This window comes from Alkalihalobacillus sp. TS-13 (assembly GCF_019720915.1).
Classification (GTDB): domain Bacteria; phylum Bacillota; class Bacilli; order Bacillales; family Fictibacillaceae; genus Pseudalkalibacillus.
Genome location: NZ_JAHKSI010000001.1, coordinates 2,318,166 through 2,332,087 on the forward strand (window position 1 = coordinate 2,318,166; position 13,922 = coordinate 2,332,087).

The window sequence follows — 13,922 nt, forward strand, 5'->3', positions numbered from 1 at the left end:
CCCGTGATAACGGGGGGGTTCTGACTAGCCTAGGGTTTTCCTTTTTCATAAGAAAAACGCAGGGATTTCATTGGAAATCCCTGCGTCTAAGGGGGATCCTTTCTTACAACAGGCTCTGTTAAACTTCAATGTTGATATATGCGAAATTTTCACTCCCTTTCCGTGGGCTGAAGAAAAGCGGAAGTGCCCTTTAGTCACGTAGGTCACCGGAAGACTGACGACGAGGCTCGAGCCAATCAAAGTTCGGTTCTGTGTGGGTAAACCTTCAACATGAATTAATGTGTTGCCGCCGCAGGAAGCTTGAAGTGATCCAATGATTGGTCGCTGAGCTAAACATCACCTTTCTGCATCCTCGCTGTGAGGTCTCGCCTGGCTCGCTTTTCCCGCGGAGTTCACGAATTTCGTTTTAGAAAATTTCCTGTAAAAATCAACATTACTGTTTAACAAAGGTTTACAATTAAATAGTTTATTAATCTGTCAACCTATATTCCTATAGTCAGCAGCTATCTTCACGTCTTTTACCTGCGTGAGTGCACTGACGACGATGACGATGACGACATTACAAATCAAACCTAGTATTCCAGCATGGATATCCAATGGTGTTGTCGGCGCTACAAGCTGATAATAATAGTTGACGACGGTACCTACGATCAAACCAGTAATGATGGCTGGTGCTGTGGCACGTTTGGAATACAACGCCCCGTACACACCTGGAGCAAATTGGACGATGGATCCATACGCTCCTAGAAGCAATGCGATCAGTCCTTGTCCTCCAAATACAGTGATGAAGTATGCCAGTGCTCCGATGACGAAGACCCCGGTTCGCATGATCAGCAACGTACTTTTATCTGATATATCCTTTTTCACGTTCTTGATGACTCCGTCTGTAAACTCAAGAGAAGCACTGTGCGTGATCGCATCAGCCGTTGACATGGCAGCAGCCAAAGCGCCGGCACCGACAAGTCCATAAACCCAGCCCGGTAGACTAAGGACTGTTGTAATTAAATAAGGAAGGATTTCATCAGGTGATCCCAATTCAGATGGATTGACTATATTGACAGCCGCAAAGCCAACCAACAGAAGCGGAATCAGAAACAATGCAAATACCGGATAGATCAAAACCGTTTTCTTGATTGTACGAGCGTTTGAAGCATAGGATTTCGAAAAGAGATGCGGCCACATTAAAAAGCCGATCAAAGAAACGAGGATTGTCGTCGTATAGGCCATAGGTGACATAGTGGAACCCACATTTCCGATTTCAAGAAAACCAGGATTCGATTCATTGATATTCGAAAACATTCCTGAAACACTGCTGTGCAGTTGTCTGACGATAGCAAGTCCGACCACCCATGAAATGATGATCATCAACAGCCCCTGGAAAACATCTGACCAGGCGGCAGCCCTTAGCCCACCGGTTGCCACATAGACAACAACAATTCCATAGGACAATAAAGCTCCAAGCCAAAAAGGGATTCGGCCTTCCGTCATGATGTTGAAAATATAAGCCATCCCTTTCATCTGGGTCGCTAGATACTGGATCGAAGCGAGCAAGGCAATCAAACCAATCAAAATCGGAAGCAATCTGCCCCCGTATCTTTTTTTCAAGAAACCAGAAACGGTATAAATATTATATTTCCTTCCGATCTTTCCTATTTTCGGACCGATGATATACCACGGAAGGATAGCGAATGCTGTATAAGTCAGAATATAAAGGGCAGGAGCACCCTTGGAATATGCCCAGCCTGGAGCGCCCAGAAATGAAAAGGCACTGAAAACCGCGCCTCCCATCAGGAACCACATGACGATGAGGCCGAGTTTGCCTCCTGCTACTGCAAACTCATCCAATGAACCTTTGTCTTGACCTCTTCCAGCCATCACACCGATCACCAGAGCTACGAACAAGTAACCGATCATCATGATCATTGCAATTTGCCAGTCTGCCATCTAGTTCCCCCCCTTTTCATCTTTATCTGGATCGATCCTATATAAAGCTAGTACAATCAAGAAAGCGATGAGGATCCACATAATCACCCAAAACACGGAGAAAGGAAGGCCCATCACCATTGGCTTCGCCCGGTTTCCTAATGAAAACAACGGAAAAAGCAATAAGAGCAAAGGAACTAGTAGAGAAAGACAATAGATCGTAGTAAACTTCCTTTTCGTCATCGAACAGCCTCCTTCGGTGATTTATAAACAAGAATTTCTCCATCAAGCACTGTCATGTCCACATTCAAATCTTTCAATCGGCCTGCTTCACATTCCAATATGGATTCATCAAGAACGACAAAGTCAGCCAGCTTCCCTACTTCGATACTGCCTTTAATATGATCTTCATAACTGGCGAATGCGCCATACCACGTATAGGCTTTTATCGCTTCTTGTACAGTTATCTTCTCGGTATCACCGACTGGATTACCGGTTTTACTTTGGCGATTGACAGCTGCATGTATACCATATAGCGGATTGTAGGTCGTAATCGGACTATCAGACCCGATTGCAAACGGTATTTTGTTCTCGACAAAGCTTTTTAGTGGAAACATCGTATGGACGCGTTCACCATAATCATTGATATAACCATCCCCGAATTCATATACGAACGCAGGATTCGGAATCGGCACAATTTCTAAAGCTTTCATCTTTTCCACTAGATCTGGAGGTGTCATTCCTGCATGTTCAATTCTGTGCCTGTGGTCAGAGTGGGGATGATTTTCAAGTGAAGTATCGATCGCTTCAACCATCATTTCCACTGCTTGATCTCCGATTGCATGGGCGGTGATTTGCCAGCCCTTTTCGTTCGCTTTTCCTAAAATGGTATCTAAATCATGTTGGTTAAGATATAGAATCCCAGAATCTTCAGGATCACTTGTATAAGGTTCACGTGTTTTCGCAGTCGGACCGCTGCTGCTTCCGTCTATGAAAACTTTCGCTGGACCGATCTTGAACCACTCGTCACCAAGACCTGTCACCATACCACTTGCCAGCCCTTTTTCGACCATATCCGGGGAGTCTTTTAGTGAACCATACAGCGCATAGACACGCTGCTTCACTTTTTTCAATTGAACTGCATTCTGAAGATGGCGGATATGATCCGGTCCGTACCCACCCGCATCATGAATGCTTGTTATCCCAGCTGCCAGATAGTCTTGAGAGGCAAGTTCTAATCCCTTCAGAATTTCCGTTTCCGAGTAGTTGGCCAAAAGGAACATTTCCATGTGAGCTGCTTCTAACAGCAGTCCAGTCAATTCCCCGTCTTCCCTGACATATTTCCCGCCTGGAGGATCTTCCAATACAGCATCAATACCAGCCAGCTCAAGGGCTTTAGAATTTACGCACGAGATATGGCCGCATGTTCTTACAACAATAATCGGATTTTCAGTAGAAACCTCATCAAGATCCCAGCGCGTTAGATGTCTCCCTTCGGCCAAATTGTTCTGATTATATCCCCAACCGCGTATCCATTCCCCACTCGGAGTCGATTCGGCTGCATTCTTCAGTCGGGTCTGGAGCTCCTTTATATCCTTCACATCTTTTCCATTCACACCTAATCTGTTGGTGCCATAAAGTTCAAGATGGGCGTGAGCATCGATGAAACCAGGCAACAGGCTCCGCCCTCCCAGGTCAATGATTTCCGTGTCCTCATCTGTGATCGCCAGGATCTTCTCATTTGTACCAACAGAGAGGATATGGTTTTCATATACCGCCACCGCTTCATGCACAGAAAATTGAGCATCTACCGTAATCACTTCACCATTAAAAAATGCTTTGGTCGCTTTCAAATAATCACTCCCTGAACGTTAGGACTGTGAAATACGTAAAGCTGTCTGATACAACAAATTGACTCCTTTTTCAATGTCATCGATTTCTGCGAACTCTAATGGGTTGTGGCTGATGCCCTTTTTACACCTGACAAAAATCATCCCATAATCACTGATATAGGACATGAATAACGCATCATGGAACGGACCACTCATCAACATAGGTGAGTTAAATCCAAGTTTGGCATCTTCCTCTGTCATGATCTTTTTTATCCAATCAGCACAATATCTTGGGTCACTTCTAGTATCTTCGTTAATTTCAACTTTCAGGTTTTTCTCGGACGCTGTTTTTTCAATGATTTGATAGAGTTGATCTTCAAGTTTCGTACGCCTTTCAAGATTAATGTCACGAAGATCGATCGTAAACGCCACTTTTTCCGGAATGATATTTCTCGAATTCGGGAAAACGTTCAAATTTCCGACAGTCCCGACTGTTGTCTCCGTGCCTTCCCTTCTGACCAGGTCGTTGAATTGACGGATGATTTCAGAAGCACCGACTAGCGCATCTTGCCTTAAATTCATAGGCACAGATCCAGCATGGCCGGCAAACCCTTCAAGTGTCACCGTCAACCAAATCGGACCAGAGATCCCGGAGACGATGCCAACTGGTTTCCCTTGTGCTTCGAGAACAGGCCCTTGCTCGATATGCAGTTCGATGAAAGCCTCAATCTCCCCCTTCTTATAAACTGGGCTTGTGGATAGATCAGGTTCGACACCGAATTCATTCAACGCTTCCCGTCTAGTCATACCGTCCTGATCTTTCCGTTCAAGCTCGCCTTCCTCCAATAGTCCGGTCAATGCCCGAACGCCAAAGACACCTTTGTTGAACCGACACCCCTCTTCATCGGAAAAACAAATAACCTCAATGGTACGCTCAGGGACAATCCCGTTATCTTTCATCGTATGTACGACTTCAATTGCACCGAGCGAACCAGCAGTACCATCAAAACGGCCGCCATACGGCTGAGAATCAATATGAGAGCCCAATATCAAAATCGGTTTGTTCTTATCCTGTCCTTCCAGACGGCCGATCAAGTTACCGAATCCATCAATTCTAGTCGTCAATCCGGCTTCTTCCATCCATTGTCGGACAACGTCAGCAGCTTGTCTGTCTTCCTTGGAATGAGCCAGGCGACATACACCTGTCTCACCAATTTTCCCTATTTCAGCCAGCTGGTTGAGATGCTTCTGTAAACGTCCACGATTAATCGACATATCCTCTCACCCCTTGAGATAGTTTGACTATCGACAAATATACTGAATTTTCATTATATTAATTTATCATACCTGACCTGTTTTCGAATCGCTATGATACTTTTGTATAAAAACATAAAATAAGAGTTTCTTCGCATGAAGAAACTCTTAAACAACGATTCATTTATAGTAAAAAGGAATCGGTGAGTGCTACTGGATTCTCTTTATTCAGTGAATGTCGTGATTATTTTCAGTTTTGTCATGAGCATCTTGATTTCTGTCGTGATAAAGAAAAATTGGGCAAAGCAAAGTTTAAACGCGGCTAGGCCATAGTTGTCCTTATTTTTGAATGTTAAGAAAGGGACATCCAAACGTATCCCCCTCCCAATTGATGTCAACTTCCAGTGTTTTGGACGCGTTTTTTAAGTCCAGTAGTAGAATCTATTCCCGTATCCTGCTCAACTGGTTTCTTAGACCAGTAGGTGGCGAGGATCGGTCCTGAGATATTGTGCCAAACCGCAGCGATGACATTAGGCAGTGCAGCGAGCGGACCAAAGTGCGCCGTCGCCAGGGCAACCCCAAGCCCTGAGTTCTGCATCCCTACCTCAATTGAAATCGCTCTTCTTTTACTTTCATCCAACCTCATCGTCCGTGCTGTCATATACCCGAGCGTCAACCCTAGCAAATTATGAATCATCACAGCTGTAAAGATCAAGAGTCCAGAAGTAGCGATACTTTCGACATTCATCGAAACAACAGCAGAAACAATGACGATGATTGCGATAACCGAAATCAATGGAATAACAGATGCACTTTTTTGAACACCGGTTGGAAAGAACCTTCTTATGATGATCCCTAGCGTAATCGGTATAATGATCACTTGGACAATCGATACGAACATAGCCACTGGATCGACCGGTAACCACTGGCCTGCGAGTGCCAGCAGGATTATTGGGGTTAAAATCGGAGCCAGCATGGTAGACAATGACGTCATCGCAACTGACAAAGCGAGATTCCCTTTTGCCAAATAAACCATCACGTTCGAAGCTGTCCCGCCTGGAACCGAGCCAAGCAACACCAGTCCTGCTGCTAATTCCGCCGGTAAATTCATGACAAATGCAAGCGCTAAGGCGATAAGGGGCATAAGGATGAATTGTGCCGCCACCCCAATAATGACCGGAACCGGCTTTTTAAGAACCAGTTTGAAATCAACCGGTTTCAATGTTAATCCCATTCCGAACATCACAACCCCTAACAAGATCGTGATATAATTCCCTAACCCCAAGAATGGATCCGGTAGAAAATAAGCGATTAGTGCAACGGCAATGACCCAAGCTGCAAAATATTTACCTGCAAGATTGCTGATCGATTCTAGTAGTTTCATAGACTCCTCCTCTTCGTATGCACAAGTTTATTCGGATTCATGATTTCATTAGGATCCAACGCTAATTTAATCTTTTCCATGACACTGAACGCTTTCCCATGCTCACGTTGCTGGTACTTCATTTTACCGATCCCGACGCCATGTTCACCTGTACAGGTACCGCCACGTTCTAATGCGTATTCAACAATTTCCTCATTGAACTGCGCAGCTCTTTTCATCTCTTCAGGCTCATCCATATCGATCATCAAAGATGTATGATAATTCCCATCACCGACATGACCGAGGATTCCACCAAGAAGACCAAGCTCTTCAATCCGTTTTCGGGCGAATTTGATCGCACCTGCCAGCTCAGTGATTGGAACACAGACATCTGTGACCATGTGTTTTTTCCCAGGATTCAAGTGCATATAAGCATAAGCAAGATTGTGACGAGCTTCCCACAGCTTATTTCGGGCTGCATTATCCTCTTCAAAATAAACCTCCTCACATCCATGATCTTCCACGATCTCTTTTGTAAATTCGATATCATGATTGAGACCCTGCTCGTTACCGTGGAATTCTAAAAACAAAGTAGGTTTTTCTTTATAATCCGTTTCACTGAAGCGATTCACTTGGGTGATGGAATGCTCATCGACAAGCTCAACACGTGCAATCGGAATCCCTGCTTGTAAGATGGAGACGACCGCTTCAACAGCATCATCTACTGTTGGAAACGCTGCTCTGGCCGCAGCAATATGCTCAGGTATTCCATACACTCGTAACGTCAACTCGGTAATACAGCCTAGCGTACCTTCTGAACCGACAAAGAGACTGTTCAAATTATATCCGGACGACGATTTTTGTGCTAGATTACCAGTATGCATGATTTCTCCATCAGGTAAAACGACTTCTAAACTACGCACTTGATCACGCATGACCCCATATTTTACTGATGTCGTACCACTTGCATTTGTCGCTGCCATACCGCCGAGTGTAGCATCTGCACCAGGATCGACCGTAAAAAACAGACCGTATTTTTTCAGTTCTTTATTGAGCTGGTTCCGTGTGACACCAGGTTGTACTTTGACGAGGAAATCCTTCTCTCTTACTTCAAGCACTTTATTCATCAAGGAAAAATCGATTGAGATTCCTTTATCATAAGGAATCACATGACCTTCCAAACTCGATCCGATTCCAAACGGAACAATTGGTTTGTTATACTTGCCCGCCACCTTGACGACTGCACTTACTTGGTCGCTCGTTTCTGGAAAGACGACAATGTCCGGTAGACTCGGTGTATGATAGGATTCATCCTTACTGTGCTGCTCAAGTATCGTTTCATTCGTAGAAACCTGATGATCATCCAAAAATCCTCGAAGTTCCTCATAAATCGTTGTGATCGTAGCATTCATATGTATCTCTCCCCGTTCATTAATGATTTTACGTATTGGCACTAGTGTTATTGTTTTAGCGCCAACGGTTTAACTTTTAGGAAAAAACTATTGAATCGAATTATACATAATACTCAGAATATTTCAACCGGGATAACTTGGAAGTAGGTTATATTCGGGAAGCCGTAGAAGGAAAAACAAGCAATGTTCTGTCCGAAGTTGGACTATGTTCGGACAAGGAGCCAAAGGAAAAAACGAAAGGCTGTCTCAATACATCGCTAATTGGGACAGGAGCAAGAGGAAAAAGCGAAAGGCTGTGCGAACTCGGGCATCTTCGGACAGGAATAGGCCAAACTAGCATAACTCTGTCCGAACAAATAAAAGCATTTCATGATGTCGGTTAATAATCGAAGAAATAGCACAATTTTTTCATTCTAGTAATGCAGACCGCGGTAGTGAAAACCCAATAAAAAGCGTAATTCCTTCGCTCGGAATTACGCACTGCCGTTATTTTTCATTCGATTTTCACAGTGATTTTTTCAATTGCATTATAGCCGTAGCCTTTCCGGTTCCAAAAAGGCGTGACGGGTTGCGTCCGATTTTGGAAGTCGGTCGCTTTTGCCAATATCGTAAATTCACCTTTTTTAGCGACATGCCACTCATAAGCCCAATTGGTCCAACCATAGCCAACATCCGATTCTTTGATCAGATCAGCTTCTGCCCATGTTTGACCCCCGTCTGTACTGATTTCGACTTTGGTGATCTGTCCCTCACCAGACCATGCAATGCCTTTAATCATGTGCTTTCCGGTATTCTTTACATCCATATCCAACGGTTGCTGAATTGTCGCATTCACATTCATAGTTGTTACCGGATAGGCACCTTCGTCATTTTCCTTATTCGGATAATAAACATAATCAGTGGACTGGAACGGACCCTCAAAACTGGAATCAATCACCCGGATTTGCTTGATCCATTTTACTGAAGCCATTGCATACCACTGTGGGACGATCAATCTTAAAGGGGAACCATGTTTAACTGGAAGGGGTTCACCATTATATTCATAGGCAACAATGGTGTCAGGATGGAGCGCTTTTTCGATTGGCAAGCTCCTTTTATAAGAATAAAGTGAATCGGTATCTGTTCTTTTACCGAAATCGTGCCCCTGCACAACGATCTCTTTTGCACTCCCCATCACCCCTGCCTGTTCCAAAAGGAGCCTTAAAGGTACCCCCTTCCAATATCCCTGGCTGACCGCACCTTTGCCCCACTGTTCACCTGGGGTTTTCGGCTCAAAAAGACTTCGTTTGTTCCCAGCACACTCAAGCACAACTTTAAGCGTTTTAGATGGCATCCCCCTCAGGTCTTGAAGTGAAAACCATTTTGGGTTAGCAACAAGCCCATTAACCGGTAACCAGTAGTTCACATTTGTCATTCCTGGATACGAAAAGTGATTCCTTCTATAGAACAACTGAATATCGACAGGTCCTCCGTCTATAAAATTGATCGGCGTTTCCTGGTTCTCAGGCGTCAAACTACGAGTCGTCAAGTAAGGTCTTATCATTGGGGAACGCATCTTTTCCTCCTTCAGAAATCGGCATTTAGTAAATGTTACGCGTCATTTTCAGGACTTTTCCCCAATCATTATTCATAAAACATTGGGATGATCATCAATAACGAGAGTAAATTGTCTACTATTCTGTTAATCTTAGGAATAATTTACCGGTTTCATTGTTTACTAGGATTTGTAATACTTTTATTATGAAAGCGATTACGAAGATTTGCCTCACTCTTTTGTTGTCTATCACTCTAGTCACGGGATTTAATCACGAAGCATCTGCTGCTACTTCGCACACTGTTCAATATGGAGATACAATGTGGAAAATCGCAATGCGTTATAAGATTGGAGTTTCTGAAGCCATCAACGCGAATACACACATCAAAAATCCTAATTTGATTTATCCGGGACAACGGTTGAACATCCCTACGATCAATGGGGTAAAATCTGTTGAAGCTCAGGTTGTCGATCTCGTCAACCAAGAGAGAGCCAAACATGGTCTACACCCGTTAAAAGCGAATTGGGAATTGGCACGTGTCGCTAGATACAAATCAAAGGATATGCTCCAGAAAAATTATTTCAGTCATACATCTCCAACTTACGGAAGTCCTTTTCAAATGATGAGAGACTTCGGTATCTCCTATCGAACAGCAGGTGAAAATATCGCAGCAGGACAAACGACTGCACAAGCAGTCATGAATGCGTGGATGAACAGCGATGGTCATCGTAAAAACATACTTTCAAGCAACTACAAGGAAATCGGGGTCGGATATACAAAAGGAGGAAGCTACGGCCATTACTGGACCCAAATGTTCATCACTCGTTAAGGAAAAAGCCACCTGCTCATAGGTGGCTTTTTTACATATTCTCATTGGCTTACTCAGCCCATTTTTCCAACGTTTCATCTTTAGGAAGCAGCATCGTGAACAATCCGAGCAATGGCAAGAAGCTGATCGCAAACATCGTAAAAGAGATGCTCGTTAAATCAGCCATTTTACCAAGCAACACAGATCCTAAAGCCCCCATGCCAAAAGCGAGTCCGACGATAAGTCCTGAAACCATCCCGATCCGTCCTGGCACAAGTTCCTGTGCATAGACAACCGTTACGGAAAAACTCGTATTGAGGATGAACCCGATCAAAAAGAAAAGTGGAATAACCAAAATCAATCCCACGTGCGGCAATATTAGAGCAAGAGGTGCAGTCCCTGCCAATGACCAGAAAATCATGTTCCGCTTTCCAAGCCTATCAGCTAATGGACCTCCCAAAAAGGTTCCCAGGACTCCTGCTGCCAAGAAAATGAACAGATAGATTTGCGCTTGCCTGATCGACAATCCATAATCATCAATCAAATAAAATTGATAATAGTTTCCGATTCCAGAAAAATACCATGAACGGGCAAATACAAGGAATATCAAGATGATCATCGCGAAAACGACTTTCTTTTTCCGTTTAACATGGATGTTTTTCTTTTGTTTGGTTTTTGACACTCTAGGAAAATTCACCAACTGTTTGCTGTACCATCCAGATACATAAAACAAGACGAAAATTGCAACTGCCGCAAACGAAGTGAACCATACCGCACCGAATTGTCCAAGTGGTACAAAGACAAGGGCTGTCATAATTGGTGCGAGAGAAGTCCCTGTATTCCCTCCCACTTGATAGATCGATTGCGCAAGTCCTCTTCTGTTTCCTGCTGCCATATAAGCAACCCGTGAACCTTCTGGGTGGAAAACCGCTGAACCAAGACCGATTCCGATAACAGATAAAATGATGAATGCAAATGAATCTGCAAATGCAATTCCGAGCATACCAGCTAAGCTCGCACCCATCCCCAAGGGCAACAGATATGGAGAAGTCGAACGGTCTGTATACCATCCGACCACTGGCTGCATCACTGATGATGTCATATTCAGTGTAAAAGCAATCCATCCTAACTGTGTGAATGAAAGCCCCATAGAACGCTCCAATATAGGAAAAATTGCTGGAATGACTGCTTGCATCGAATCATTCAACAAGTGGACAAAGCTGATCATGAATAGTATTGAATAAACCGTCGCTGCAGGTTTTTGTACAGAAGTCTTCGCTGTCTCGACCGCCATATGTTTTCCTTCTTTCCTCTATTATCCATATGGGTATTAGCATACCACTTTTTAACGGTGATTGGTAAAGAAAACTTGGCAAAGACGAGCCTTGGCGCAGGCTGAGCCTTAGTTGCGCTGATACTTAAGAAAGTATTTTACTTTCTTTAAGTGTAAACAAAAGGCTGACCCTTCTTCTTTTGGGTCAGCCCTGCAGTTCATCTAAATATAAATGTTTTTTTTCGTAAGGTGTTAGGCCTCCGAAGTTATAAGATTGTTGTACTCTTTTACTGTAAGAACCTCAACTGTCTGTGATCGTCAACTGGATCGGCTTAACAGGTTGCTCAGGATTATAATTGACTTGTTCATCCAAATGCTGTAATTGCATCTTCAGATCTTCTTCATCAAATGGAAAGTCATCGATTTCATCTAATTGTTTCAGGAAGGTTTTATGGAGCTTGTTATACCCTGCCCACTTCTTTTTATCTGCCTGTTCCATAAGCGCAGAAAGTGTAGCAAGGCATTTTGCAAGTATCTTGTTATCCCCTTCCATCAGCATTTCTCTGCTAATATGATGGCATGTTATATAATCGCGGTTATCATTGAAAGTCTCCATGTACTGAATAATCCTGACTTGTTGTGCTTTGTTTTTCATTGCTGTCCCCTCCGTTCGCACCACGAATGATCTTTCTATAATCATTCTTATGATTTGGCGGGTGCTTGAGTAGTACAAAAGAACTGTTCGGCCGGATTCCCATTATAAATGGCCGGATTATTACGAAAAGCTGCCGGATTATCCAAGATATCGGCCGGAATACGGCCCCAATCTTTCGAATTATCCTCTCATGTTCCAAAACGGAAAAGCCGGCCGAACCGTTGTCGGCCAGCTATCTGATTAGACTTATCATTGCTCTTTTTCCATATTTTCGTGATATTCACGTTCTTCGTCCCAGATCTCAGTATTCTTCAATCCGATTGTCCTCGGGTTGAAAATTGGGTTCTTTCCGGTACGTTTTTGTGTAACATAATCCTGTAAGGCATGGAACGCAATTTTCCCGAGCATGGCAATGGCTATCAAGTTGACGAGCGCCATCGTAGCCATGAATAGATCAGCCAGGCTCCAGACAATTGCTAGCTGTGCTACAGAACCGAACATGACCATCCCTACGACTGCCAATCGGTAAATGAAAATCCATCCTTTTTTCTCAGGATTGATAAATTCGAGGTTCGTTTCACCATAATAATAGTTCCCTACGACTGAACTGAACGCAAACAGGAAGATGAAGACTGCCACCAAGAACGAAGCCCAATCACCGACATGGTAGGTCAAAGCTTGTTGGGTGAGCTGGATACCATCTTCTGAACCCGTATATTGACCAGAAAGAATGATCATCATCGCTGTTGCCGTACAGATCAGCAACGTATCAGTGAATACACTCAACGTTTGGATCAAACCTTGTTTGGCAGGGTGTGATACGTTTGCAGTAGCTGCTGCGTTCGGCGCACTACCCATACCGGCTTCATTCGAGAACAACCCGCGTTTGATACCATTCATCAGTGCTGCACCAAGTCCGCCACCGATCGCTTCCTCCAAACCGAATGCACTTTTTACAATCAAGGCAACTACTGATGGAAGTTCCGTTATGTTCACAATTAAAACATAAAGAGCTAAGAGTAAGTACAGGATCGCCATCACAGGTACGATCGCTTCTGCAACACGTGCAATCCGCTTGATTCCGCCAAAAATGATGATGGCAACGATTGTACTCAGCGTAATTCCGATCACAACCCTGCTAAGGCCGAAGGAATTTTCAAACGCTAATGAAATCGTGTTCGCTTGAACGGAGTTGAATACCAATCCGAAAGTAAATGTGATGAGGACCGCAAACAGGACGCCCATCCATCGTTTGTTAAGACCTTTTTCCATATAGTATGCAGGTCCGCCCCTGAAACCAAAGTCGTCTTTCACTTTATAGATTTGGGCAAGCGTACTTTCTACAAAAGCAGTCGCAGCCCCAATCAAAGCGATTACCCACATCCAGAATACCGCGCCAGGACCGCCCAAGGAAATCGCTAACGCTACACCAGCCAGGTTACCAGTACCAACACGAGACGCAGTACTGATACTGAAAGCCTGGAAGGAAGATACACCCCGTTTCTTCTTATCCTTTGAAAGGGTTGCACCTTCCCCTAAAAGCTTGACCATGTCCTTGATCATGGTGAATTGTACAAATTTAGTACGGATGGAGAAATAAATACCAAGAATGAGTAATAGTCCAATCAAAATATATGTCCATAAAATATCATTTCCCCATCCGATGATGGTTTCTAACCAAGACAAACGTATCACCTCTTATGTATAAATTTTACGCATACTGTCCCTATTGTATTACACACGATACAGCCTGTCATTGGATGCTGTTGGTAATACGAAAACGCATGCTATATTTTGGCAATACCCTTTTTCATGTAAGGAATAACTACCTAATTGAAAAAAGGTTGTCCAATAGGTCTTTTTGGAC

11 protein-coding genes are annotated in these 13,922 nt (G+C 43.7%); 1 reads left to right on the plus strand and 10 read right to left on the minus strand.

Going from position 1 to position 13,922, the window contains the following annotated elements:
• Positions 1-477: 477 nt before the first annotated feature.
• The 7 genes from KOL94_RS11385 to KOL94_RS11415 form a co-directional block, all read right to left on the minus strand.
• On the minus strand, positions 478-1,944 hold the full coding sequence (locus tag KOL94_RS11385) for a sodium:solute symporter family protein (RefSeq protein WP_221566543.1): 1,467 nt from the start codon (positions 1,942-1,944) through the stop codon (positions 478-480).
• Positions 1,945-2,166: a DUF3311 domain-containing protein gene (locus KOL94_RS11390; RefSeq protein ID WP_221566544.1), complete on the minus strand. Its 222-nt coding sequence runs from the start codon at positions 2,164-2,166 to the stop codon at positions 1,945-1,947.
• Entirely contained in the window at positions 2,163-3,776 is a 1,614-nt protein-coding gene (locus KOL94_RS11395) for an amidohydrolase (protein ID WP_221566545.1), read from the minus strand. Before KOL94_RS11395 ends, KOL94_RS11390 begins: the two co-directional genes overlap by 4 nt.
• 18 nt (positions 3,777-3,794) lie before the next feature.
• Complete coding sequence (locus KOL94_RS11400; protein ID WP_221566546.1) at positions 3,795-5,030, minus strand: M20 family metallo-hydrolase; 1,236 nt, start codon at positions 5,028-5,030, stop codon at positions 3,795-3,797.
• A 373-nt stretch (positions 5,031-5,403) separates the two neighbouring features.
• The gene (locus KOL94_RS11405; RefSeq protein WP_221566547.1) at positions 5,404-6,393 is read right to left on the minus strand and encodes a bile acid:sodium symporter family protein; all 990 of its coding nucleotides are present in this window, start codon (positions 6,391-6,393) and stop codon (positions 5,404-5,406) included.
• Entirely contained in the window at positions 6,390-7,784 is a 1,395-nt protein-coding gene (locus tag KOL94_RS11410) for an FAD-binding oxidoreductase (protein WP_221566548.1), read from the minus strand. The genes KOL94_RS11405 and KOL94_RS11410 overlap by 4 nt, the downstream gene beginning before the upstream one ends.
• Before the next feature lie 493 nt (positions 7,785-8,277).
• Positions 8,278-9,339 (minus strand): sulfite oxidase, encoded by a 1,062-nt coding sequence (locus KOL94_RS11415; RefSeq protein ID WP_221566549.1) that lies wholly within the window; start codon positions 9,337-9,339, stop codon positions 8,278-8,280.
• A 185-nt stretch (positions 9,340-9,524) separates the two neighbouring features.
• On the opposite strand from KOL94_RS11415, the gene safA reads away from it, so the two are divergent.
• Positions 9,525-10,148, plus strand: coding sequence for a SafA/ExsA family spore coat assembly protein (safA, locus tag KOL94_RS11420; RefSeq protein WP_221566550.1), 624 nt, complete (start codon positions 9,525-9,527; stop codon positions 10,146-10,148).
• Between the two features lie 49 nt (positions 10,149-10,197).
• Here safA and KOL94_RS11425 read toward each other — a convergent pair whose 3' ends face one another.
• From KOL94_RS11425 to KOL94_RS11435, 3 genes are all read right to left on the minus strand, one after another.
• Positions 10,198-11,421 carry an MFS transporter gene (locus tag KOL94_RS11425; protein WP_221566551.1) on the minus strand — a complete coding sequence of 408 codons (1,224 nt, stop codon included), beginning with the start codon at positions 11,419-11,421 and terminating at the stop codon, positions 10,198-10,200.
• A gap of 280 nt (positions 11,422-11,701) precedes the next feature.
• Complete coding sequence (locus KOL94_RS11430) at positions 11,702-12,055, minus strand: hypothetical protein (protein WP_221566552.1); 354 nt, start codon at positions 12,053-12,055, stop codon at positions 11,702-11,704.
• 249 nt (positions 12,056-12,304) lie between these two features.
• Complete coding sequence (locus KOL94_RS11435) at positions 12,305-13,741, minus strand: alanine/glycine:cation symporter family protein (RefSeq protein ID WP_221566553.1); 1,437 nt, start codon at positions 13,739-13,741, stop codon at positions 12,305-12,307.
• Positions 13,742-13,922 lie beyond the last annotated feature (181 nt).

Excerpts from the sequence above, each read along its gene's own strand:
- KOL94_RS11385 (WP_221566543.1), bottom strand. The coding sequence starts at position 1,944 with ATGGCAGACTGGCAAATTGCAATGATCATGATGATCGGTTACTTGTTC.
- KOL94_RS11390 (WP_221566544.1), bottom strand. The coding sequence starts at position 2,166 with ATGACGAAAAGGAAGTTTACTACGATCTATTGTCTTTCTCTACTAGTT.
- KOL94_RS11400 (WP_221566546.1), bottom strand. The coding sequence starts at position 5,030 with ATGTCGATTAATCGTGGACGTTTACAGAAGCATCTCAACCAGCTGGCT.
- KOL94_RS11405 (WP_221566547.1), bottom strand. The coding sequence starts at position 6,393 with ATGAAACTACTAGAATCGATCAGCAATCTTGCAGGTAAATATTTTGCA.
- KOL94_RS11410 (WP_221566548.1), bottom strand. The coding sequence starts at position 7,784 with ATGAATGCTACGATCACAACGATTTATGAGGAACTTCGAGGATTTTTG.
- KOL94_RS11415 (WP_221566549.1), bottom strand. The coding sequence starts at position 9,339 with ATGCGTTCCCCAATGATAAGACCTTACTTGACGACTCGTAGTTTGACG.
- safA (WP_221566550.1), top strand. The coding sequence starts at position 9,525 with ATGAAAGCGATTACGAAGATTTGCCTCACTCTTTTGTTGTCTATCACT.
- KOL94_RS11425 (WP_221566551.1), bottom strand. The coding sequence starts at position 11,421 with ATGGCGGTCGAGACAGCGAAGACTTCTGTACAAAAACCTGCAGCGACG.
- KOL94_RS11430 (WP_221566552.1), bottom strand. The coding sequence starts at position 12,055 with ATGAAAAACAAAGCACAACAAGTCAGGATTATTCAGTACATGGAGACT.